Source organism: Pseudarthrobacter sulfonivorans (assembly GCF_031454915.1).
Taxonomy (GTDB): domain Bacteria; phylum Actinomycetota; class Actinomycetes; order Actinomycetales; family Micrococcaceae; genus Arthrobacter; species Arthrobacter sulfonivorans_C.
In genome coordinates this window covers 76,991-96,327 of sequence record NZ_JAVDRS010000007.1, presented here as the reverse complement: position 1 = coordinate 96,327, position 19,337 = coordinate 76,991, and the positions used below count along the sequence as shown (strand labels likewise).

Here is a 19,337-nt window from a genome sequence, read left to right as displayed (position 1 = left end):
GGGTCCCTAGGCCCGGGCCCACTCCCGCACCAGCGCAACGAAATCCGTCTGCCGCGTCGCGGCTGCTTCCACGCTGGGAAAAATGACCTGGCCTCGGTCCTCGCCGATCATTTCCAGCAGGCCATCCCACTGGGCCGGATCAAATAGAAAGGGACTCCGGTTCGCTTTGGCGCCGCGGTGAAAAATCAGCTGGACGCGGTCCCGCGGCCGCAGGTTGAAAGTGACCCGGTCAACGGATTGGAAGCAGAAGCTCGGCGCGTTCCACTTGATCTGCTCCGTAATAGCGTCGTCGGCGTCCAGGACCGCCAACCGAAGGGACTCAATTGCCGGCTGCATGGGGTGATTAAGTGACTCAAGGAAGGCGTCCACCGCTGGGTTCCGGTTCAGTGTCATAAGGGATAGTCAAACACTTTTGGCTTCCGTGGCAGTTCATACACAGGCGTTAGTCGAGGATACGCCCGGCCGGCACGGGCGGCGTCGGCATGATCTGCTCGAAAATGTCCAGCACGGCCTGGGTGGCTCGTCCAACGCCCTGGCCGCGCCACACCACGGCGACCGCCAGATGGACCGGCGGGCCGGCCAGTTCGCGGAACACCAGGCCCGGCGGATTGATGTGCTGGACCGAGGACAACGTCAGGGTGACGCCCACCCCGGCCGCCACCAGGCTCAGGACGGCATAGGAGTCGGGCGCCTCCTGCATCACATGCGGTGAAAATCCCACCTCCAGGGCCAGCCGGGTGGTGGCGTCCCGGAGGTTCGAGCCGATGGTTGCCGGGAAGGCCACAAAGGGCTCCCTGGCGAGGTCCCGCAACTGGATCGAAGCTGCCGACGCCAAAAGGTGGTCCTCCGGCAGTGCCACCATGATGCGCTCATATGTGAAGACACGCACACGGACGTCCTTGTCCCGGACCGGCAGGCGGGCGAACCCGATGTCGATGGCACCTGAAGCTACATCGGCAGGGGCCAGGCCGCCGTACACCAGCGACTTCAGCTTCAGCTCGATGCCGGGCTCGGCCGCCCGCACGGCTTTGGCCAGCGGTGGCACCACATCCCGGCTGCTGGCACCGGCATACCCCACCACCACCTGCCCCACCACGGCCGAGCTGCCCAGCATCGCGGCGCGCTCAATGAGGCTGGCGCTCTCCAGCGTCTTCAGGATGGGGCCGTGGACCGCGTGCCCGGCATCAGTGAGGCGCACGCTCCTGGATGTCCGGTCAAAAAGCACGACGCCGAGCTCCTGTTCCAGCCGGCGGATCCACACGCTGAGCTGGGGTTGGGCAACGGCCAGCCGCTCGGCGGCGCGGCCGAAGTGCAGTTCCTCGGCGAGAACTGCAAACGCCCGGAGGTACTTCAGGTGCATGGGCCCAGCCATTCATAACGGTTTCGTAATCGGACCATTAATCAAAGTTTATTGGACAATTATCAGCCGATTCTGCGATCTTGAGTGTGCGCCAGGTTACCCATGGCTGTGATGCGGAGCATTGACCGCCGTCCGCCACACAGCATCCCTACGCCTCCCTCCGGCCAGCCTGCAGGCACCCCCGTGACCCTGCCGGGCGCCAAATTTCTGACAACTCAATGAGGACAATCATGACCAAAACTATGGACAGGGCCGAGCTCCCCGTCGCCAAGCGTGCCGTTGGCATGCAGAAGGTGACCGGCTTCTTCACCGAACTGATGCGGCGCTACCTGCCGGATCCTTTTGTGTTCGCCATCATCCTGACCATCCTGACGGTCATCCTCGCCATCACCATCGAGGGCCAGAGCTTCGACGACGTCACGGCGTCATGGGGCAACGGGTTCTGGTCCCTGCTCGCCTTCACCACACAGATGGCAGTCATCCTGGCCATGGGCTACGTCCTGGCGAACGCGCCCGTCGTCGAGCGTCTGCTCAACGCGATCGTCAGCCACGTGGAAACGCCGCGCACCGCCGTCATCGTGGCAACCCTGGTGGGTTCTGTCGGTTCCTACCTCAACTGGGGGTTCGGCCTGGTCATCGGTGGAATCGTTGCCAAGAAGCTGGCCCTGCACGTCAAGGGCGTCCACTACCCGCTGATCATCGCCGCGGCCTACAGCGGGTTCACCATGTACGGCCTGGGCCTGTCCGCCACCATTCCGATGGTTATTTCGACACCGGGACACCCCATGGAGAAGCAGATGGGCCTCATTCCGCTGGCAGAGACCATCTTCTCGCTGCCCATGCTGATCACCGCCGCCGTGGTCCTGGTGACGTTGCCGCTGCTGAACGCCGTGCTTCACCCCAAGCCCGGCCAGCCGGTCACCGAGATCAACCGCGCCCTGCACTTCTCCGAGCCCACAAAGACCGTTGCGGTGGATGTGGACGCTGACACCTTCGCCTCCAAACTCAACAACAGCCGGATCCTGGCCATGGCAATCGGCGCGCTGGGCATGGCCTACGTGGTGGTGCATTTCATCCGCGGCGGCGGTGTTGACCTGAACCTGATCAACTTCTTCATCCTCTTCCTCGGCATCCTGCTCCTGGGAACCCCCAACGCCTACCTGAAGCAGCTCAACGAGGGCATCAAGACCATCTCCGGGATCATCCTCCAGTTCCCGTTCTACGCCGGCATCATGGCCATCATGGCCGCGTCAGGGCTGGTTGTGACCATCTCAGGCGTCTTCACGAGCATCTCCACCCCTGAATCCCTGCCGTTCTGGGGCCTGATCAGCTCGTTCCTGATCAACTTCTTCGCCCCGTCCGGCGGCGGCCACTGGATGATCCAGGGTCCGTTCATGATCGATGCGGCGAACGCCATCGGCGCTTCCACGGCACAGACCGCCATGTCCGTCATGCTGGGCAACGCCTGGAACGACCTGGTCCAACCGTTCTGGATCCTCCCCGCGCTGGCACTGTCCAAGCTCAAGCTCAAGGACATTATGGGGTACACCGTGATCATGATGTTCTGGGTGGGAATCATCTACATCGCCGCCATCCTCCTCTGGGGCTACCTGGGCTAAGCCCACAACCACAAGAAAAGAGAAACAAATGCTGTTTTTGGTACGCATGGACGTCAATCTCCCCGCCGACATGCCGTCGGAGGAGGCGGCCGCCATCAAGGCTGTTGAAAAGGCCTACTCCCAGGACCTGCAGCAGCAGGGCAAGTGGCGGCACATCTGGCGTGTTGTGGGCGAGTACTCCAACTACTCGGTGTTCGACGCCGAAAGCAACGACGAACTGCACAACATGCTCTCGGGCCTGCCGCTGTTCCCGTACATGGCCATCTCGGTCACGCCCCTGGCGAAGCACCCGTCAGACATCAACTGAAGCAGGGCGCCCCATGCGGCGCGCCGCAGTGCTCCCCTGAAACCTAGGGGAGCACGCTGGCGTCGATGACGTTCCCGCCGTCGGCCGTCACGTAGCAGTCCACGCGGCGGTCGCCCGATTCCCAACTCGTGCCACTGGGATATGCGCGCTGGAAGTTCAGCGTGAAGTCATTGGCCGCCGGCGCCAGCCGGGAAGCCTGGCAGGCCTCCAGGGCCTTTGCGGCCAGGGTCTCCCGGCCCGGGTAGGAATTGTTGCCCGGGTAGCGGAACACAGCCACCAGTTGGGCGGAGTGCGGGGTATCGCAGGCCACCACCGTCGACCGCAGCGCCTCAGGGTCAAAGTCCTTGAAGCAGTCCCCCAGCCGGTAGTCCGGCGGCGTCACGCCCTCCCGGGGGAGCGCGAGCGGGGTTGGCAGGGGAGTGGGCGAGACTTCCACAACGCCCGAGCCGGGGTCGGCGGGTGGGGCAGCTGTCTCGGAACCGAGCCAGCTGGCGAGCCAGACCAGGCCGCCCACAACACCCAGCAGGACCACCACGAATAATGCTTTGAGGAGTACCGACACGGCCCGCCCGTGCTTTTGCGGCGGAGCTGCTGTGGGATCTGTAGGCACTGCCACGTGCGGCAATCCCGCTGTGGGCGGGGCGGCAGGTTTCGGCGGGATGGGGCGCTGTTCCTGGTTGTCCATCCGGATACCCCTCCCGGGTTTGTATTCGTTGGATGCCGTTCCGTGCACATGAAACGGCAGCTGTTTAAGAGACTCTATCCAACAAAAAATCCCGAGAAGCCCGCGGTCCGTTGCGGAAAGGGTACCCGACATGGCCCGCGGACTCACAGGCTGGCAAGCACCTGCCACCGAAAGCATGTAATCTAGGTGTACGACAAATTGACCAAACATTCCGGGGCCTCACCGATAGCCAAGGTGACCACCTCCGGTCCGAGTACAAAAAGGGGGTCACGCCATGGGGCGCGGCCGTCAAAAGGCAAAAGCTACCAAGCAGGCTCGGGACATTAAGTACTATTCCCCGAACACTGACTATTCGGCCCTCCAGCGCGAGCTCAAGGGTCGTGAAGGTCGTGCCACAAGCCATTTCGCGAATGACCCGGTTGAACCGGACTATTCGGCTTATGTGGATAAGTACGCGGAAGATTTGGAAGAAGACGACGACGAGGTACACACCCGTCGGATCGGCTAGCTGTCGCAGCTGGTTCCGCCGCCAGGCGGCCGGTCCCGTGACGCCGCGGTACACTCGGACGCCACATCTGTCCGCCGGTACAGCGCTTCTTTTCAGCACCCCTGATCCAGGCGGATCCGAGGTGCTGGCCTCAGTTATCAGGCCCGTTGCCTGCGCCGGAATCCGGTGCAGGCAACGGGCTTTTTGGTGTTGACTGGAGTCTTGATGCGATGCGACGCCCGCGAAAGGACCTCCCATGACAGAGAACTCCCCATCTCCGCGCTACCGCCACGGCGAACCGTGCTGGGCTGACGTCCAAACCCGGGATGTGGAAGCTGCAAAGGCCTTCTACACGGCGGTGTTCGGCTGGACGTTCAAGGACCTGCCCACGCCTGACGGCCGCAGCTATGCCCAGGCGTTCGTGGGGGAGGACCTGGTGGCCGTGGTGGCGCCGCAGAACCCCCACCAGGAGTCGCTGGGCACCCACGCCCAATGGAACATCTACTTCGCGGTGGAGGACGCAGCAGCGCTGGCCGAGGAAGCGCCCCACGCCGGCGGGGCTGTGCAGTTCGGCCCCGAGGAGGTCGGTGACACAGGGGTGATGGTGTTTGTGGATCCGCCCGGCGGCGGCACCACCGGAGTCTGGCAGCCCGGAACGCACACGGGCACCGGCCGCTACAACGAGCCTGGCGCCCTCTCCTGGACGGAGCTGCTGACGCCCGAGCCGCAGGCCGCCGTCGGATTTTTCCAACAGCTGTTCGGCCATGACGTGACCGAGTACCCGCAGGACGACGGCGGCACCTATTCGACGCTGATGGTCAACGGCGCCGAGGTTGCCGGGATTGTCGCGGCTGAGGCCCCTGCCAGGTGGCAGATCTACTTCGGCGTCGCGGATGTGGCTGATGCCGTACGGAAGGCTGTGGCCGCCGGCGCCGAAGTGCTGATCGCTCCCGAGGCCGATGACGACGATGCTCCCGGCGCCACGGCCACGCTCAAGGATCCGCAGGGCGGCGAGTTCAGCCTGCTCGAGGTTTAAAACACATCGAGTGCTCCGTAACCGCCGTTATGAACCTTCTAAACGACGAGGGCCCACACCGGCAGGGTTCCCTGGCCGAGCTTGCGAGGCTAGGGTGCCGGTGGGCATCACTCGATGGGGGGTTAGGCGTAGGCGTTGACCAGACGGACGGCGCCGCCGTCCACGCCCTTGGCACCCTGGACGTAGTCCGGGCCGGACTTGAGGATGGAATCCGAGTCGGCCGTAACCGTGCCCATGATCCAGGACGGCAGGCCGCGGTCGTTGAGGCGGGCCACGGCGGCGTCGGCAGCCTCGGCGGACACGATGGCCACCATGCCCACGCCGAGGTTCAGGGTGCGCTCCAGGTCGGCCAGCGGAACGTTGCCCAGCTCGGAGACCAGCTTGAAGATGGCCGGCAGCTCCCAGGTGGCGCGGTCTACAGTGGCCACGAGGCCCTGCGGCAGAACCCGGGCCAGGTTGGCGGCCAGGCCACCGCCGGTGACGTGGCTGAAGCCGTGGACGGCGTTGGCCGAGTTCACGGGGAAGGCGCGGGCCAGGTCCAGGCAGTCCGCGGCGTACACGCGGGTGGGTTCCAGCAGTTCCTCGCCCAGGGTGCGGCCGAGTTCGGAGACCTGGCGGTCCAGGGCCCAGCCGGCGTGGTTGATGACGCGGCGGACCAGGGAGTAACCGTTGGAATGCAGGCCGGAGGAGGCCATGCCGATCACTACGTCGCCGGCACGGACGCGGTCCGGGCCCAGCAGGTCGGAGGCTTCAACAACACCGGTGGCAGCACCGGCAACGTCGTATTCGTGCTCACCCAGCAGGCCGGGGTGCTCGGCGGTTTCGCCGCCCACCAGGGCGGTGCCGGCCACGGAGCAGGCCGCGGCGATGCCACGGACAATGTCCGCGATGCGTTCCGGAACAACCTTGCCGCAGGCGATGTAGTCGGTCATGTAGAGCGGCTCGGCGCCCACTACGACGATGTCGTCCACCACCATGCCCACCAGGTCAAAGCCGATGGTGTCGTGGATGTCCATGGCCTGGGCGATGGCAACCTTGGTGCCCACGCCGTCGGTGGACGTGGCCAGCAGCGGGCGCTTGTAGGTGAGCAGTTTCGAGACGTCGTACAGCCCGGCGAAGCCACCCACCCCGCCAATGACGGAGGAGTTGTGGGTGGCCTTCACGGCACCCTTCATCAGCTCAACGGCGCGGTCGCCGGCTTCGACGTCAACACCGGCAGAGGCGTAGGTGATGCCGGCGGCGTTCCCGGGGGCGGGGGTTGCGGAAGTCATACGGACTCTTTCTTGTCGGCGCCGGGGGTGGTGGCTGCGTGGTGGATCTCGGGCACAAGGTCAGCTTCGGTGAGCAGGTTCTCGAACTCGGCGTCCGGTCCCGGATCGCAGCCGGTGGCTCCGGCCTTCCCGGCCGGGTCCTCGCCGTCGTCGACGGCGGACACAGCCAGTGCGGCGGTGGCGCCGGGGAGGGCAGCGGGCGACGGCGTGAGGCCGCCGAGGTCGGTGCGCTCCAGCAGGTTCTTGCCCAGTTTGTCCGAGCCCGGAAGTTCGATGGGGTACTTGCCGGTGAAGCAGGCGGTGCAGAGCCGTTCCCGGGGCTGCCGGGTGGCGTCGATCATGCCGTCCTCGGAAATGTAGGCGAGGGAATCGGCGCCGATGGCCTGGGAGATTTCCTCGATGGTGGCGCCGTTGGCGATCAGTTCCGCGCGGGAGGCGAAGTCGATGCCGTAGAAGCAGGGCCACTGCACGGGCGGGGAGGAGATCTTCACGTGCACGGACGCGGCGCCGGCTTCGCGGAGCATCCGGACGATGGCGCGCTGGGTGTTGCCGCGGACGATCGAATCGTCCACCACCACAACGCGCTTGCCACGGATCACGGACTCGAGGGCGTTCAGCTTGAGCCGGATCCCCAGCTGGCGGAGCGTCTGTGAGGGCTGGATGAACGTGCGGCCCACGTAGGAGTTCTTGACGAAGCCGTGCGCGAACGGGATGCCGGATTCCTCGGCATAGCCCACGGCGGCAGGGGTGCCGGACTCCGGGACGGGAATGACGATGTCCGCGGCCTGGGTGTTTTCGCGGGCCAGCTGGCGGCCCATCTCCACGCGGGACTCGTACACGGAACGGCCGGAGATGGCGGCGTCCGGGCGGGCAAGGTAAACGTATTCGAAAACGCAGCCAGCCGGCGTCGGCTCCGCGAAGCGCTTGGAACGCACGCCTTCCTCGTCGATGGCGATGAATTCGCCCGGCTCGATCTCCCGGATGAAGCTGGCGCCAACGGTGGCCAGAGCCGACTGCTCGGAGGCGACAACCCAGCCGCGTTCCAGCCGGCCGAGGACCAGCGGGCGGATGCCGTAAGTATCGCGTGCTGCGTAGAGGGTGCCTTCGTCCATAAAGACAAAGCAGAAGCCGCCCTTGATCTTGGGCAGCAGCTCCATGGCGGTCTGTTCGAGGGACTTGCCCTCTTCGCCTTCGAGCAGCGCCGTGACCAGTGCGGTGTCAGAGGTGTTGCCCTGCTTCATTTCGCCGCTGAGCTGGCCGCCGTTGCGTTCCTGGATCATGGCGTTGAGCTCGGCGGTGTTGGTGAGGTTGCCGTTGTGCGCCAGGGCCACAGTGCCGGTGCTGGTGGCGCCGAGCGTGGGCTGGGCGTTGGCCCAGTGGCTGGCTCCGGTGGTGGAGTATCGGCAGTGTCCCACCGCCAGGTGCCCGGTCAGGGTGTTCAGCGTGGTCTCGTCGAAGACCTGGGAAACGAGGCCCATGTCCTTGTAGACGTTGATCCGCTTGCCGTCACTGGTAGCTATACCAGCCGACTCCTGACCGCGGTGCTGCAATGCATACAGCCCGTAATAGGTTAGTTTTGCTACTTCTTCACCTGGTGCCCAGACCCCGAAAACGCCACAAGCGTCCTGAGGGCCTTTTTCGCCAGGGAGAAGATCATGAGAAAGTTTTCCATCGCCGCGTGCCACTGGTCGATTATCTCACGAGATGGGGTAAGACTTTTCCGCGCCCGTGTTTGTGACTGCCGAGCGGAAGGCTACTGGCCGGTATCGTCGTCGGGCTCGGAATCAGGGACGGCCTCAACGACGGCGCGTTCCTGGCGCTTGACGCTCCGCCGGTCCAGGATGAGGGCCGCCGCGGCGCCCAGGACTGCCCCGCCGGCACCGAACATGACCATAAAGAAGCCGAACACCGCGCCACGGTCAAAGCTTTCGTCGCCGGGAAGTGCGTACGCCACCACCGCTGCGGCGGCGGCGCCCACCAGTGCGCCGAGGATGAGGAACGGCACGTATTTGGGTGCCCGGCGGATGGTGACCTCGCGGCGCTCGGCGGGTGTTTCTTCAGAAGGCATGGCATCTAGCCTACTGCGGGACACCCGGCTCCTAGGACTGGGATGTCTTGGACAGGATCCACGTGTTGGTGCCGTCCTGCCGCTCGAAGGTCACGGTGGTCACCAGCGCTTCAATGAGCGCCAGGCCGCGGCCCGACTCGGATTCGTCATCCGGTGTTCCCGGTTCCATGGGACCGAACGGTGGCTTCGCGTAGAAGGCGCTGACCCTTGCCTGCAGGAGCGTGGGCTGGACGCTGATGTCCACCCCGAGTTCCACAGGCCGCTGGGCTTTGGCCGGCAGCGCATGCTGGACGATGTTCGACGCCGATTCGATGACGGCGGTGGTGAACGTCATCTGGTCCATGGCCTGGACAAACGGGGCGTCGTTCCAGAGGCCGTCCAGTTCGTCGTGGACGGACTCGATGGCCTCCGCTGTTGAGAGGCCCCGGAAGCTGCGCTGCGCCAGGACCTCAGTCATTGCTGAACGCTTCGTCCGCGGTGGCGTAGGCGTTGAGCACCCGGTCCATGCTGGTCAGCTCCAGCACCATTTTCAGCTGCGGCTGGACGGCCGCGATACGAAGGTCGCCGCCGGCCTGGCGGGCGGCCTTGAGGCAGCCGATCAGCGCGCCGAGGCCGGAGGAATCCATAAATGCCGTGTTCTCCAGGTTCACCACGATCCGGGACGAACCGCCCGCGATCACGTCAGCGACGAACTCACGCAGTTTGGGGGCGGACACCATGTTCAGCCGCCCATCCGCCTTGACCTCCGCGTACGAATCCTTGACCTCGTAACTAAACTCCATCGGCTTTCCTCACTCCAGCATCAACGTCCCCAGCGGGCTCGTAGCCCTTGTACAAAACAGCCCGAACCAGGATGCTCATGACCACCAGGTCAAAAATAACCCAGGCCACGTTCACCAGGGTGCCGAGAGGCTCGGCCAGTCCCGTGGCGAGGCGGATAATCCCGACGACGGCGGCCAGCGCCAGCAGCACGGAGACGATGATCTGGGGCCGGATCAGGCTCCAGCTGGGACCGCCGGTCTGGCGGGCTTTCGGCGTCACCGCGAACCCCAGGGGACGGCCGAACCAGACGTTCTTGGCGGCCGTCGAACACGCCTTGATCCAGGTGGGGAAAAGGGCGAGGCTGTACTGCTGGCCCCGCCACGTGGGAATACCGCGGCCTGCCACAGCGAACAGCAACTGGTTGGCCACCATAAACGGAATGAACCGGAGGAAGAAGTCCCAGCTGAGGCTGGTGACGGGCAGGATGCCCAGCAGCAGGTAGACGATCGGGGCGGCGAAGTAGATGATTGCCGCATAGCCGCTCAGGTACGTCCACATGGTGGCGAAGTACATCAGCCGCTGGCCGATTTTCAGGCCCTTCTGGACCAGCGGGTTCTCCCGGAGCAGCACCTGGATGGTTCCCTGCGCCCAGCGGAGGCGCTGCGTGAGCATGGTCTTGAGGTCTTCCGGTGCCAGCCCGTAGGCGAGGATCTCGTGGTGGTAGACGCTTTCCCAGCCCATCGCGTGCATGCGCATCGCAGTGGCCATGTCCTCGGTGACGGAGATGGTGGCCAGCGGCATCACCGGCTGGGCTTCGTCGTTCCGCTCCACGTTCAGGGCATCCAGAACCGCCTGCACGGACTCCAACGCACCCAGCGGGGACCAGTCGCGGGCCGCCATGCGCTGCACTGCGTCGTCCGCCACCACGGGAACCCCGGCGTCGCCGACGTGCGCCAGTTCCATGGCGGCGATCTCTTCGAGGTCTGCCTGCAGGGCGGACATGTCGGCCAGGACCAGGGTCTGCACGGCGGCGTCCACCCGGCGGCGGACCCGGTAGGTGATCTCGCCCAGGGGCTCGCCGGCGGCCAGCTGTTCCTGGGCTTCCAGGGTGGCGGCCTCCACCTTGTCCAGTACTTCAGATACCAGGGGAGTGCCGACGTCGGCCGATTTCCGTGCCTGCCGGATGGCGGAGCGGGAGGCCGTTAGGGCGCGGCGGATGCTCTTTTCGGTTTCCTTGACGTAGCCCACCAGGCCCAGCTGCATGAGCGCTTCACGGCGCAGGATGGCGTTGGAGCCGCAGAAGAAGGCGGCGTTCCAGCCGTCCTTGCCCTGCTGGATGGGACCGTAGAAGAGCGGCGCCTGGCTGCCCAGGGGATCGTCCGCAGGGACGTTGGTGAAGTACTGCGGGGTCTGGACCAGGGCCACCCGGCGGTTGTTGAAGTAGCCCAGGGTCTTTTCCAGGATGTCCGGTTCGGGGATCTGGTCCGCGTCGAGGATGAGCAGGAATTCGCCGTGCGTGACCATCAGGGCGTTGTTCAGGTTGCCGGCTTTGGCGTGGCGCGGCACAGCGGCGGTCCAGTCCCCGCTGCGCGTCACGTAACCCAGCCGGTGCTCTTCGGCGAGGGACTTCAGCTCGGGGCGGGCGCCGTCGTCGAGAATCCAGGTGCTGTGCGGGTGCCGGATCTTCTGGGCCGCCAGGGCGGTGGTCATGACCATGTCCAGGTCTTCGTTGTAGGTGGTGATAAAGACGTCAACGGTGGCATCGTAGGGCGGTGCCGGTGCTCCCTTGCGGATCTTGAGTTGCCACACGGTCATACCGAAAAGCATGACGTCGATCAGGCTGTAGGTCTCGGCCACCACCAGCGGCACAGCAACCCACCAGGCATCCCAGTTCAGCGACGCCGACCAGCGCCAGGCCACGTAGTTCAGGCCCAGGATGACGGTCAGGACCACCACAAGGCGGGTCCAGAAGCGGGTCATACCGTGGCTGGCTCGGGCAGGCGGCGGACCACCACCACGGTGACGTCATCCTCAGCGGTTTCGGCCGGGGCCAGGGCCATGATGGCATTGCTGGCGGACTGTGCGGAGGCCTGGCCGTGGGCAGCGGAGTACACGGCCTGGGTGAACGACTCCACTGAGTCGAAGACGTCCAGCACGCCGTCGCTGACCACCACCAGGGAGTCGCCCGGTGCCAAGTCGATGGAGGACTGCGGCCAGGCCGAGCCTGCCCAGGCCCCCACCGGCGGGCCGCCGCTGGGAAGGCGGTGCACCGCGCCGCCGGCAGTCACGTGCAGGGCCAGGCCATGGCCGGCGTCGACATAATTTACGACGCCGGACACGGCGTCCAGCCTGGCGTGGAAGAGGGTTGCGAACGAGTTGGAGGAATCCAGGTCCGCTGCGATGGTCCGGGCGGCAGAGGCAAAGGCTGCGTCAAGGTCCGGGCGGTGCCCGGTGGACCGCATGACCGCCCTGACGGTGGCAGCAATAAGGGCCGCCCCCATGCCCTTGCCCATGGCATCGGCGAACGTCAGGTGCAGGCCGTCCGGTGTGCGGTACCAGTCGTAGAAGTCTCCGCCAACGCTGCGGGATGGGCGGAAGACTCCGGCGAGGTCGTAGCCTTCCACCCGGACATCCTCCTTGGGCAGGAGGCTCTGCTGGACTTCGGTGGCGCGCTCGAGCTCGCTGCGTGCGGCGGTATCCTCTGCGGGGGACTGGCGCCGCCGGCGGAACAGGGCGTTAATCCGGGATTGGAATTCGCGGGGGCTGAACGGCTTGCTGATGTAGTCGTCGGCGCCGTTATCCAGGCCGGTGAGCTTGTCCAGTTCATCGGTGCGGGCGGTCAGCATCACGATGAAGGCATCGGAAAATTCGCGTAGGAGCTTGCACACCTCAAGGCCGTCCAGGTCCGGGAGGTTCAGGTCCAGTGTGACCAGATCCGGCGAGGCGCGGCGGACCTCTTCCACTCCGGGGAGGCCGGCCCCGGCCTGGGTGACCTCAAAGCCCTGCTTGACCAGGATCCGGACCAGGAGGCCGCGGATATCGGGGTCGTCCTCGATCACAACGGCACGGCGGGCTACGGGCATGGATGGCATAACTCTACTTCTACAGTATTAAGGCCGCTGGGGCATGTCACAGGGCTGACTCCGCCCGTTGAATGTCCGCGCGGAGGCCGGCTTCACGTTACTGCAGCCGCGCACGCCAGTGACTGATCTTGTGGGAATACTTGTGCCGGCTTGATGGGACCTTGAGCGTCACTGCCCACACTCGAAGAAGGAGCTTCGAGGGAAAGCTTTGAATGTATGAGCAGCTTGCCGGAGGACGGTGCAAGAGTTATGGAACTAACTGAATTCGATAACGGCCTGCAGGGCAGGGTGTCTCGCTCATGGCGCCTCTTGAAGCAGGGCCACCGCCCGCGCAGGACTGTTCATTACCTGATCCATTCCTGGAAGCTCCGGTTTCTTTCCCGGTCCCTGGCCGAGGCGCTGGGGGAATCGTGGGAAGCCTCCAGCTGGCCCGGCGACCGGCTTGAGGTGGGCGTGGAGCTCTCTGAAAAAGTCGAAAGGCTGACGCGCCTGCTCAACCGCGAAACCGAAGTCCACGGCCGCCTGGTGGCGCTCCTGAAGTAGCCGTTCCCTCCTGACCCAATCCATGCCAGACTTACCACCATCGAGTGGCTGGGGTTACCGGGTCAGGAGATCACCGTGCATTGGTACACAGGTTGGGCTTACCTCTTAGCTGGGCTTATGACCATGGACGCGCTTCTTCTGGCGTTGTGGGCTATCGATTCGGACTGGCCCAATAACTGGCGGAAAAAACCCTGACAGCGGCGGCCTGGCTAGGCCATGCCGGGTCAGCGCAAATCCAGGCGCATCAACACCCTCGGGAAGCCATTGAGCACTGAATCTGTGTCCGCTGCCTTGACGAACCCTGCGTCTTCAAAGAGCTTTCTCGTGCCCACAAACGCCATGGTCAGGTCCACCTTGCTGCCCTTGTTATCCACGGGGTAGCCCTCGATGGCCGGCGCGCCATAGCTGCGGGCCAGTTCCACGGCACCCTTAAGCAGGTGGTGGGAGATGCCTTGGCCGCGGTGACCGGGCCGGACCCTGATGCACCAGACGCACCACACATCCAGGTCGTCCACGTGCGGAATCTTGCGGTTGCGGGCGAAGCTGGTGTCAGCGCGCGGATGGACGGCTGCCCACCCAACGACTTCGTCGCCGTCGTACGCCAACACCCCCGGCGGGGGATCCTGCCGGACCAGTTCCTTCACGAGGTCCCCGCGGGCGGTCCCGCGCAGTTCCAGGTTTTGCTTGGACGGGATCCGGTAGCTCAGGCACCAGCACACGTTGGCATCGGGCCGCTTGGGACCCACGATGGTCCGGACGTCCTCAAAAAGCGTGCCGGGGCGAACTTCGATGGCCATGCCTGACTCCGATCCGCGGCTGCCTGTGGGCCGGCTTGACTGGCAAAGTAAGCGCTAGACGCCGAGCGTCTCCCGGAGGGCGGCGACGTGGCCCTGTGACTTGACCTGGTACTGGGCCAGCGCGACCTTGCCCTCGGGGTCAACCACCACGGTGGACCGGACCAGGCCTTCGACGATCTCGCCGTTGACCAGCTTTTCACCCCAGGCGCCGTAGGCGAGGGCTACGCCGTGGTCCTCGTCGGACAGGAGCGGGAAAGTCAGGCTGAAGTCACCGGTGAAGGCAGCCAGCTTCCCGGGCGCGTCCGGGGAGATGCCCAGGACTTCGTAGCCGGAGCCCTGGAGCGATGCGAGGCTGTCGCGGAAATCGCAGGCCTCCGTGGTGCAGCCAGGTGTTGCCGCGGCCGGGTAGAAGTAGACAATGACGTTTTTGCCGCGGTAGTCGGACAGCGAGGTTGCCTTGCCGCCGGCGTCCTGGAGGGTGAAATCCGGGGCCTGGGTACCTGGCTGAAGCTTGATGGTCAGTTGGGGGCTCATGGCGTTCCTTCGGGAGACTCTGGCTAAAGGCAAAAAACCAGTGAAGCGGGCTTTCCGCTCTAGAAACAACCCGGGCGTCATGTGGAGTATTCCGCCGGTCCAGTTTTTTTCATTGACTTCGGTGGCGACAGGGATACGGTTAAAGATACTCAGAAATGGTCTCTGCAGTACGTTTGCCGCCCGCCCGTAGCCACACTGCCCGTGTGGTCCCTGCCCGAATGCGCCCGCGATTCATTTTCTAGGCTGTGTCCTATATGACCGCTAATTTCATCAGAGCCCTCGCCGTTAAGTCCTTGGACATCCCGGACAAAAAGAGATGCCCGGACAAGGCGGAGTTCGATCTCGTCACCGTCGACGACTACTCCGTGGCACGCTTGATCCTCGCCCCCGGCTGGCGGTGGTCCGAGTCAGCCAAGCCCACGGAGCTGACGGATTTCTGCGAACACAACCATCTGGGCTACTGCGTCTCCGGCTCGCTGGAGATTCGAACGTCCGACGGCGTGAGGTCCACTATTCGCCCCCATGACACTTATGCGCTGCCGCCCGGGCACGATGAGTGGGTGGTGGGATCGGAGCCGTTTGTCGCCATCGAATTCCTGGGGACGGCGTCCTTCGGCCGGCCGCGGAGCCGGGGACTGCACGCGCTGATTTAGGCTGCCACGGCAGTTTCCGCATGCACCATGCGCTTCAGTGAGTCCACCATGACCTCCGGCGGACAGTCGGCGTCTAGCTTGAGGAAGAACTGATACTCCGGCAGGGAGCGGTACGCGTCCCGCAGGGCTACCAGATCAGCCAGCGTCTCGGTATCGGTGCCGCGCGCCATGATGCGCTGGTGGGCCAGGGCCGGCTCCACGTCCAGGTGCACCACGGCATCGGGCGCCGGCAGCCGGGACAGCAGCCAGGGGAGCGCGCGGCCGCGCGGCAGGCCCTTCGCAGTTCGCAGGGCCAGCTGGCAGTACAGGTGCCGGTCCATCACCACCAGCCCATCAAAACGGCTGGCCCTGCAATGGGAGGCCAGCACGTTGGCTACGCGGAGGGTGGTCTCCACGGCATCGGACAGGCGGTGTGGCCAGCGGATGCCCAGCCGTTCGCCGAGCACGGACATGCTGCGCCTGCCGGCATGGTTGTTGAGCAGCAGGACATTTTTGCCCTCGGCGCGGGCATCGGAAGCCAGGGCGTGTGCGGCCGTGGATTTCCCCGAGCCGTCGATTCCAGTCAGAACAATAAGCAAGTGGCCTCCTTCCGCCATCGGTTAAACGGCGGGGAGCCCTGGAATGTGCCGGACTGAGGTGCAGCTCACTTTCGGCGGCGCGGTTCGAGGGCCAGTTCGGGCCCCGAAGCGAAGCCGGGGCTGAAGCCGACGACGGCGGCCAGCCGGCCGCCGTCGTGCGTTGACTCTGGTGCCTAGCGGCAGAAGCTGGACAGCGCTGTGTTGGCTGCCTCGTTGGTCGACTGCATCTCCGCGAGCCTGGCCTCGTCCGGGGTCTCCTTGGAGGCCTCGTCCGCGTACTCGATAAAGGAACCGAGTGCAGGCTTGAGGTCGTCCGATGCCACGGCTTCGATGGGCCGGATCTGGTTGGCCAGACGCACCAGGCCGGTCTTGCCCGCGTTGTTCGAGGGGTTCGAGAGGACAACCTGCACACGCTCGCAGGTCTCAGCGTTGGAAAGTTTTGTGGGCGTGGTGCATGCCGAAGCGGTGAGCACGAGGCCGGCGGCGATCAGGGCGGTGGCGAATTTCTTCATGGGTCCCTCAGTAGGCGGTTGAGGTTTCGATTGTAAGCAGAGTGCGCGGTCCGGCGCCCTTCGTGGGCCTTCGGCGGGCGGAGTATGACCCGTCAGCGAGGGGGTTTTGGGCACTGGCGGGCCGTGCTGCGGGGTGCCTAAACTGGCAGGACAACCGTGCGGGCCTGCCGCATGTTGGCCTGTGCGGATCAGCCCGAATCAAGGAATCCAAAATGGCCCGCACAACCCAGAATTCAGGAAAAGTACAACCCCGTACCGCCATTGTGTTCTTCGCGCTCATGGGGTTCCTGGCACCAGTCAGCCCGGCGGCCGCCATGCCACCAGGAGATTCAGTCATTGTGCTTGAGGGTGCCACCTCCGCGGAGGGGATAGCTGCCGGTGAAGGTACAACCTTCTACGCCGGTGACCTGATGACAGGCGACATCTACCGCGGCGACATCCGCGATGAGAAAGCAGAACTGTTTATCGACGTTTCCGACTTTGATGCGATCCACCGGGAAGCCGTCGGCATGAAAATGGATACGGAGCTCGAGTTGCTGTTCGTAGCCGGCGGCAGCACTGGCAATGCCTATGTCCACAGCACTGATAGGGCTGAGCCGGTTGCTGTCCTGGAACTGACGGAGAAGAAGCAGGCCTTCATCAACGACGTTGCGCTCGCCCCTGACGGCGCCTGGTTCACCAACTCAGCAGCCGGAGAGCTGTACTTCGTACCAGTGCGCTGGAACGGCAAGCTTGGCGACGTGCAGACGCTGAAACTGAGCGGTCCGGCAGCAGGCCTGACCGGCGCCTTCAACATTAACGGCATCGCTTCAGCCGACCGGGGACGCGTGCTGATCGTTGCGCATTCCAATAACAAGGCGCTCTATACCGTCGACCCGGAAACAGGTGACAGCGCTGCGATTGCCGGCGTGGAGGTGCCCAATGTTGACGGCATCCTGGTCCGGGGCCAGACGGTCTGGGCGGTCCAGAATTTCCTGAACCGGATCGTCCGGATTGAGCTCTCCGATGATCTGACCTCCGGAGAGGTCGAGGCCACCATCACCAGCAAACACTTCAATATACCCACCACCGTTGCGCGGTTCGGGGACACGCTTGCGGCCGTGAATGCGCAGTTCAACCAGCCAGCCAGCCCCTATGAGGTAGTGCTGGTGCCGGCCTGGGACTAGCGGTCGCCCAGGTTGCCTCCGCCGGGAGGTATGTCCCTCCCGTCGTTCGTCCTGCGGGCCCTACGGTCACCCCTGCTGTGGAACTCGCCATCTGCAGATCCATCCGACTCGCCCTCGAGATCCACCAGCCCGCCGGTCTGGTCGAACGGGTGCGCGAACCTGTTGTACTCCTGCGGTGAATCGCCGGCCCGGCTTTCGGCCGTATCTCGGGTTGGATCGCCCTGGGCGGACGTCCCCGCGGCCGCACTCCCGGTGACCGGTTCGCCAGCAACAGACCCGGCCCCAGCCACTGCGGTCCCCGCGGCTGGCTTCCGCCATGCCCCGGGGGCTAGCTTCCGCCATGCCCCGGGGGCTAGCTTCCGCCATGCCCCCGTGGCGTGGCCCTCGTGTTCGATGAAGCTCTTGAATTTCTTCAGGTCGTGGTCTGCCTGCCGGCCCACCACGTGGAGCAGGTCGCCCACCCTTTCCAGCATCCCCGCCGGAAGGTATTCCAGGGTGAGGGCAACTTCGGTCCTGTCCGCGCCGGCGTCGGAGAATTCCACGGCACCGGAGTTTGTGACGCCTCCGGTGGAAGCCCACGCCACCCTACGATTAGGGACCTGCTCCAGGATGGTCGCGTCCCACTCCCGGCGCACCCCGGCGATGCGCGCCACCCATTTCAGCCGGTCATCGCTGAGTTGGGTCACGCTTTCCACGCCGTCCATGAAGTGCGGGAAATCCTCGAACTGCGTCCACTGGTTGTAGGCCGTGCCCACCGGCACGTCCACAACGATCCGTTTCTCCACTTTGCTGCCCATGGCGTCTCCTTCGACTGGAACGGGCTGATGACTGCGTGAATATGATCAGCATGCTAACCGTGTCGCCGCCGCAGTCCAGTTTCCAGAGGACCCAGCGGCCGGGGCCGTGGTGTTAGTCGTCGTCCAGGTCGGCGCCTTCGGCGGGTTCCTGCGAGTGCATGCGGATGTCGGTGGGATCAGCGGCTTCGTCCCCTTCAGCCGGGGCCTCGCTATGGATCCTCTGCGCTAATACTGGCTTGTCCTTCATAACTGATGCTCCCTGTGATGGGTTGTGGATGGCGCCATATTCATCATTCAGCGCCTCCCGCGGCGGGGTGTCAATAACCCCGGAACAGCTATGGCTGTGGCAGGGGTTCTGTGCTGGACTGAGGGGGCACTGTGCCGCTTCACCGGCCAAAACTCACTGGCCAGCCGGCCCGCCGGCTGTTGGGAAGGAACAATCGCATGGCAACGTACAGGATCGGATATTTCGTGGGGAGCCTGGCATCAGGCTCGATCAACCGCACGCTCTCCCAGGCCCTGATCAAGCTGGCGCCGGACGACCTTGAATTCACTGAGATCCCCATCAGGGACCTGCCGCTCTACAGCTACGATTACGACGCCGATTTCCCGGCGGAAGGACGCGCCCTCAAGCAAGCCATCGAAGCCTCCGACGGCATCCTGTTTGTGTCCCCCGAATACAACCGCTCCATCCCCGGCGCCCTCAAAAATGCCATCGACTGGGGGTCACGGCCCTGGGGCACCAACTCTTTCGCACGTAAACCAACCGGCATCATCGGTGCCTCGCCTGGCAGCATCGGAACGGCGGTGATGCAGTCCTCCATGCGCAGCGTGCTGAGCTTCCTGGATGCTCCCCAGCTCAATGCCCCGGAGGTCTATATCCACTTTAAGCCCGAGGTTTTCGGGGAAGGCGGCGAGATACGGGATGAATCGACTGCCAAGTTCCTCCGGCACTACATGGAGGAATACAGCGCGTTCGTCCAGCGGGTACTGGCCGCCAATGCGCCGGGCCACATCGGCGATCCGGAGCCGGACGCGGACAAGCTTTCACGATAGTCCAGCCTTCCCAAGCCCACAGG

General features: G+C 64.7%; 24 protein-coding genes. 8 read left to right on the top strand and 16 right to left on the bottom strand.

The annotated features are described in order from the left end of the window. Nucleotides 1-6: 6 nt before the first annotated feature. Both J2808_RS15765 and J2808_RS15760 read right to left on the bottom strand, forming a co-directional pair. The gene (locus tag J2808_RS15765; protein WP_309818502.1) at nucleotides 7-393 is read right to left on the bottom strand and encodes a DUF1801 domain-containing protein; all 387 of its coding nucleotides are present in this window, start codon (nucleotides 391-393) and stop codon (nucleotides 7-9) included. 49 nt (nucleotides 394-442) lie between these two features. Beyond that, nucleotides 443-1,360, bottom strand: coding sequence for a LysR family transcriptional regulator (locus tag J2808_RS15760; RefSeq protein ID WP_309818500.1), 918 nt, complete (start codon nucleotides 1,358-1,360; stop codon nucleotides 443-445). A 230-nt stretch (nucleotides 1,361-1,590) separates the two neighbouring features. Between J2808_RS15760 and J2808_RS15755 the strand changes: the two genes are divergently transcribed. Next, the gene (locus J2808_RS15755; protein ID WP_309818498.1) at nucleotides 1,591-2,979 is read left to right on the top strand and encodes a short-chain fatty acid transporter; all 1,389 of its coding nucleotides are present in this window, start codon (nucleotides 1,591-1,593) and stop codon (nucleotides 2,977-2,979) included. 28 nt (nucleotides 2,980-3,007) lie between these two features. Beyond that, nucleotides 3,008-3,286 carry a muconolactone Delta-isomerase gene (gene catC / locus J2808_RS15750; protein WP_309818496.1) on the top strand — a complete coding sequence of 93 codons (279 nt, stop codon included), beginning with the start codon at nucleotides 3,008-3,010 and terminating at the stop codon, nucleotides 3,284-3,286. Nucleotides 3,287-3,329: 43 nt separating this feature from the next. On the opposite strand, the gene J2808_RS15745 is transcribed toward catC, so the two are convergent. Beyond that, complete coding sequence (locus J2808_RS15745; RefSeq protein WP_309818495.1) at nucleotides 3,330-3,971, bottom strand: septum formation family protein; 642 nt, start codon at nucleotides 3,969-3,971, stop codon at nucleotides 3,330-3,332. Between the two features lie 274 nt (nucleotides 3,972-4,245). Between J2808_RS15745 and J2808_RS15740 the strand changes: the two genes are divergently transcribed. Beyond that, nucleotides 4,246-4,479: a DUF3073 domain-containing protein gene (locus J2808_RS15740; RefSeq protein WP_309818494.1), complete on the top strand. Its 234-nt coding sequence runs from the start codon at nucleotides 4,246-4,248 to the stop codon at nucleotides 4,477-4,479. 235 nt (nucleotides 4,480-4,714) lie between these two features. Beyond that, nucleotides 4,715-5,494, top strand: coding sequence for a VOC family protein (locus J2808_RS15735; protein WP_309818492.1), 780 nt, complete (start codon nucleotides 4,715-4,717; stop codon nucleotides 5,492-5,494). A 122-nt stretch (nucleotides 5,495-5,616) separates the two neighbouring features. On the opposite strand, the gene purM is transcribed toward J2808_RS15735, so the two are convergent. The 7 genes from purM to J2808_RS15700 all read right to left on the bottom strand — a co-directional run bounded on the left by purM (nucleotide 5,617) and on the right by J2808_RS15700 (nucleotide 12,687). Then, nucleotides 5,617-6,765 (bottom strand): phosphoribosylformylglycinamidine cyclo-ligase, encoded by a 1,149-nt coding sequence (gene purM / locus J2808_RS15730; protein WP_309818490.1) that lies wholly within the window; start codon nucleotides 6,763-6,765, stop codon nucleotides 5,617-5,619. Next, nucleotides 6,762-8,450 carry an amidophosphoribosyltransferase gene (gene purF / locus J2808_RS15725; RefSeq protein ID WP_309818488.1) on the bottom strand — a complete coding sequence of 563 codons (1,689 nt, stop codon included), beginning with the start codon at nucleotides 8,448-8,450 and terminating at the stop codon, nucleotides 6,762-6,764. The genes purM and purF overlap by 4 nt, the downstream gene beginning before the upstream one ends. 68 nt (nucleotides 8,451-8,518) lie before the next feature. After that, nucleotides 8,519-8,833, bottom strand: coding sequence for a hypothetical protein (locus J2808_RS15720; protein WP_309818484.1), 315 nt, complete (start codon nucleotides 8,831-8,833; stop codon nucleotides 8,519-8,521). A 31-nt stretch (nucleotides 8,834-8,864) separates the two neighbouring features. Beyond that, complete coding sequence (locus tag J2808_RS15715) at nucleotides 8,865-9,290, bottom strand: ATP-binding protein (protein WP_309818483.1); 426 nt, start codon at nucleotides 9,288-9,290, stop codon at nucleotides 8,865-8,867. Then, nucleotides 9,283-9,615, bottom strand: a complete 333-nt coding sequence (locus tag J2808_RS15710) for an STAS domain-containing protein (RefSeq protein ID WP_309818480.1) — start codon at nucleotides 9,613-9,615, stop codon at nucleotides 9,283-9,285. The genes J2808_RS15715 and J2808_RS15710 overlap by 8 nt, the downstream gene beginning before the upstream one ends. Continuing rightward, on the bottom strand, nucleotides 9,605-11,575 hold the full coding sequence (locus tag J2808_RS15705; protein ID WP_309818478.1) for a glycosyltransferase family 2 protein: 1,971 nt from the start codon (nucleotides 11,573-11,575) through the stop codon (nucleotides 9,605-9,607). The genes J2808_RS15710 and J2808_RS15705 overlap by 11 nt, the downstream gene beginning before the upstream one ends. Further along, nucleotides 11,572-12,687 carry a PP2C family protein-serine/threonine phosphatase gene (locus J2808_RS15700; RefSeq protein ID WP_309818477.1) on the bottom strand — a complete coding sequence of 372 codons (1,116 nt, stop codon included), beginning with the start codon at nucleotides 12,685-12,687 and terminating at the stop codon, nucleotides 11,572-11,574. The genes J2808_RS15705 and J2808_RS15700 overlap by 4 nt, the downstream gene beginning before the upstream one ends. A gap of 240 nt (nucleotides 12,688-12,927) precedes the next feature. Here J2808_RS15700 and J2808_RS15695 point away from each other — a divergent pair, with 240 nt between their 5' ends. Further along, nucleotides 12,928-13,221, top strand: a complete 294-nt coding sequence (locus tag J2808_RS15695; RefSeq protein WP_309818475.1) for a hypothetical protein — start codon at nucleotides 12,928-12,930, stop codon at nucleotides 13,219-13,221. A gap of 224 nt (nucleotides 13,222-13,445) precedes the next feature. Here the strand turns inward: J2808_RS15695 and J2808_RS15690 are convergent, their stop codons facing one another. Both J2808_RS15690 and bcp read right to left on the bottom strand, forming a co-directional pair. Continuing rightward, nucleotides 13,446-14,018, bottom strand: coding sequence for a GNAT family N-acetyltransferase (locus J2808_RS15690; RefSeq protein ID WP_309818472.1), 573 nt, complete (start codon nucleotides 14,016-14,018; stop codon nucleotides 13,446-13,448). Between the two features lie 54 nt (nucleotides 14,019-14,072). Then, nucleotides 14,073-14,552, bottom strand: a complete 480-nt coding sequence (bcp, locus tag J2808_RS15685; protein WP_309818471.1) for a thioredoxin-dependent thiol peroxidase — start codon at nucleotides 14,550-14,552, stop codon at nucleotides 14,073-14,075. Between the two features lie 254 nt (nucleotides 14,553-14,806). Between bcp and J2808_RS15680 the strand changes: the two genes are divergently transcribed. Continuing rightward, nucleotides 14,807-15,205 carry a cupin domain-containing protein gene (locus J2808_RS15680; protein ID WP_309818469.1) on the top strand — a complete coding sequence of 133 codons (399 nt, stop codon included), beginning with the start codon at nucleotides 14,807-14,809 and terminating at the stop codon, nucleotides 15,203-15,205. Here J2808_RS15680 and J2808_RS15675 read toward each other — a convergent pair. Both J2808_RS15675 and J2808_RS15670 read right to left on the bottom strand, forming a co-directional pair. Beyond that, complete coding sequence (locus J2808_RS15675) at nucleotides 15,202-15,783, bottom strand: nucleoside/nucleotide kinase family protein (RefSeq protein WP_309818467.1); 582 nt, start codon at nucleotides 15,781-15,783, stop codon at nucleotides 15,202-15,204. The genes J2808_RS15680 and J2808_RS15675 overlap by 4 nt on opposite strands. Before the next feature lie 173 nt (nucleotides 15,784-15,956). Beyond that, nucleotides 15,957-16,295 (bottom strand): hypothetical protein, encoded by a 339-nt coding sequence (locus J2808_RS15670; RefSeq protein WP_309818465.1) that lies wholly within the window; start codon nucleotides 16,293-16,295, stop codon nucleotides 15,957-15,959. Nucleotides 16,296-16,507: 212 nt separating this feature from the next. On the opposite strand from J2808_RS15670, the gene J2808_RS15665 reads away from it, so the two are divergent. Beyond that, nucleotides 16,508-17,461, top strand: a complete 954-nt coding sequence (locus J2808_RS15665; protein ID WP_309818463.1) for an SMP-30/gluconolactonase/LRE family protein — start codon at nucleotides 16,508-16,510, stop codon at nucleotides 17,459-17,461. Here the strand turns inward: J2808_RS15665 and J2808_RS15660 are convergent. Together J2808_RS15660 and J2808_RS15655 are read right to left on the bottom strand one after the other, a co-directional pair. Further along, nucleotides 17,458-18,258, bottom strand: coding sequence for an SRPBCC family protein (locus J2808_RS15660; RefSeq protein WP_309818460.1), 801 nt, complete (start codon nucleotides 18,256-18,258; stop codon nucleotides 17,458-17,460). The genes J2808_RS15665 and J2808_RS15660 overlap by 4 nt on opposite strands. A 112-nt stretch (nucleotides 18,259-18,370) precedes the next feature. Continuing rightward, nucleotides 18,371-18,505, bottom strand: coding sequence for a hypothetical protein (locus tag J2808_RS15655; RefSeq protein WP_309818458.1), 135 nt, complete (start codon nucleotides 18,503-18,505; stop codon nucleotides 18,371-18,373). 197 nt (nucleotides 18,506-18,702) lie between these two features. Between J2808_RS15655 and J2808_RS15650 the strand changes: the two genes are divergently transcribed. Further along, a complete protein-coding gene (locus J2808_RS15650) occupies nucleotides 18,703-19,314 on the top strand; it encodes an NADPH-dependent FMN reductase (protein ID WP_309818456.1) in 612 nt (203 codons plus the stop codon). Nucleotides 19,315-19,337 lie beyond the last annotated feature (23 nt).

Bases quoted from the DNA above. Each gene is read 5' to 3' on its own strand.
- J2808_RS15715 (WP_309818483.1), bottom strand. From the start codon at position 9,290: ATGACTGAGGTCCTGGCGCAGCGCAGCTTCCGGGGCCTCTCAACAGCG.
- J2808_RS15655 (WP_309818458.1), bottom strand. From the start codon at position 18,505: ATGAAGGACAAGCCAGTATTAGCGCAGAGGATCCATAGCGAGGCCCCG.
- J2808_RS15670 (WP_309818465.1), bottom strand. From the start codon at position 16,295: ATGAAGAAATTCGCCACCGCCCTGATCGCCGCCGGCCTCGTGCTCACC.
- purM (WP_309818490.1), bottom strand. From the start codon at position 6,765: ATGACTTCCGCAACCCCCGCCCCCGGGAACGCCGCCGGCATCACCTAC.
- catC (WP_309818496.1), top strand. From the start codon at position 3,008: ATGCTGTTTTTGGTACGCATGGACGTCAATCTCCCCGCCGACATGCCG.
- J2808_RS15710 (WP_309818480.1), bottom strand. From the start codon at position 9,615: ATGGAGTTTAGTTACGAGGTCAAGGATTCGTACGCGGAGGTCAAGGCG.
- J2808_RS15695 (WP_309818475.1), top strand. From the start codon at position 12,928: ATGGAACTAACTGAATTCGATAACGGCCTGCAGGGCAGGGTGTCTCGC.
- J2808_RS15680 (WP_309818469.1), top strand. From the start codon at position 14,807: ATGACCGCTAATTTCATCAGAGCCCTCGCCGTTAAGTCCTTGGACATC.
- J2808_RS15720 (WP_309818484.1), bottom strand. From the start codon at position 8,833: ATGCCTTCTGAAGAAACACCCGCCGAGCGCCGCGAGGTCACCATCCGC.
- bcp (WP_309818471.1), bottom strand. From the start codon at position 14,552: ATGAGCCCCCAACTGACCATCAAGCTTCAGCCAGGTACCCAGGCCCCG.
- J2808_RS15700 (WP_309818477.1), bottom strand. From the start codon at position 12,687: ATGCCATCCATGCCCGTAGCCCGCCGTGCCGTTGTGATCGAGGACGAC.
- J2808_RS15735 (WP_309818492.1), top strand. From the start codon at position 4,715: ATGACAGAGAACTCCCCATCTCCGCGCTACCGCCACGGCGAACCGTGC.
- J2808_RS15760 (WP_309818500.1), bottom strand. From the start codon at position 1,360: ATGCACCTGAAGTACCTCCGGGCGTTTGCAGTTCTCGCCGAGGAACTG.
- J2808_RS15745 (WP_309818495.1), bottom strand. From the start codon at position 3,971: ATGGACAACCAGGAACAGCGCCCCATCCCGCCGAAACCTGCCGCCCCG.
- J2808_RS15660 (WP_309818460.1), bottom strand. From the start codon at position 18,258: ATGGGCAGCAAAGTGGAGAAACGGATCGTTGTGGACGTGCCGGTGGGC.
- J2808_RS15765 (WP_309818502.1), bottom strand. From the start codon at position 393: ATGACACTGAACCGGAACCCAGCGGTGGACGCCTTCCTTGAGTCACTT.
- J2808_RS15740 (WP_309818494.1), top strand. From the start codon at position 4,246: ATGGGGCGCGGCCGTCAAAAGGCAAAAGCTACCAAGCAGGCTCGGGAC.
- J2808_RS15690 (WP_309818472.1), bottom strand. From the start codon at position 14,018: ATGGCCATCGAAGTTCGCCCCGGCACGCTTTTTGAGGACGTCCGGACC.
- J2808_RS15665 (WP_309818463.1), top strand. From the start codon at position 16,508: ATGGCCCGCACAACCCAGAATTCAGGAAAAGTACAACCCCGTACCGCC.
- J2808_RS15755 (WP_309818498.1), top strand. From the start codon at position 1,591: ATGACCAAAACTATGGACAGGGCCGAGCTCCCCGTCGCCAAGCGTGCC.
- J2808_RS15705 (WP_309818478.1), bottom strand. From the start codon at position 11,575: ATGACCCGCTTCTGGACCCGCCTTGTGGTGGTCCTGACCGTCATCCTG.
- J2808_RS15650 (WP_309818456.1), top strand. From the start codon at position 18,703: ATGGCAACGTACAGGATCGGATATTTCGTGGGGAGCCTGGCATCAGGC.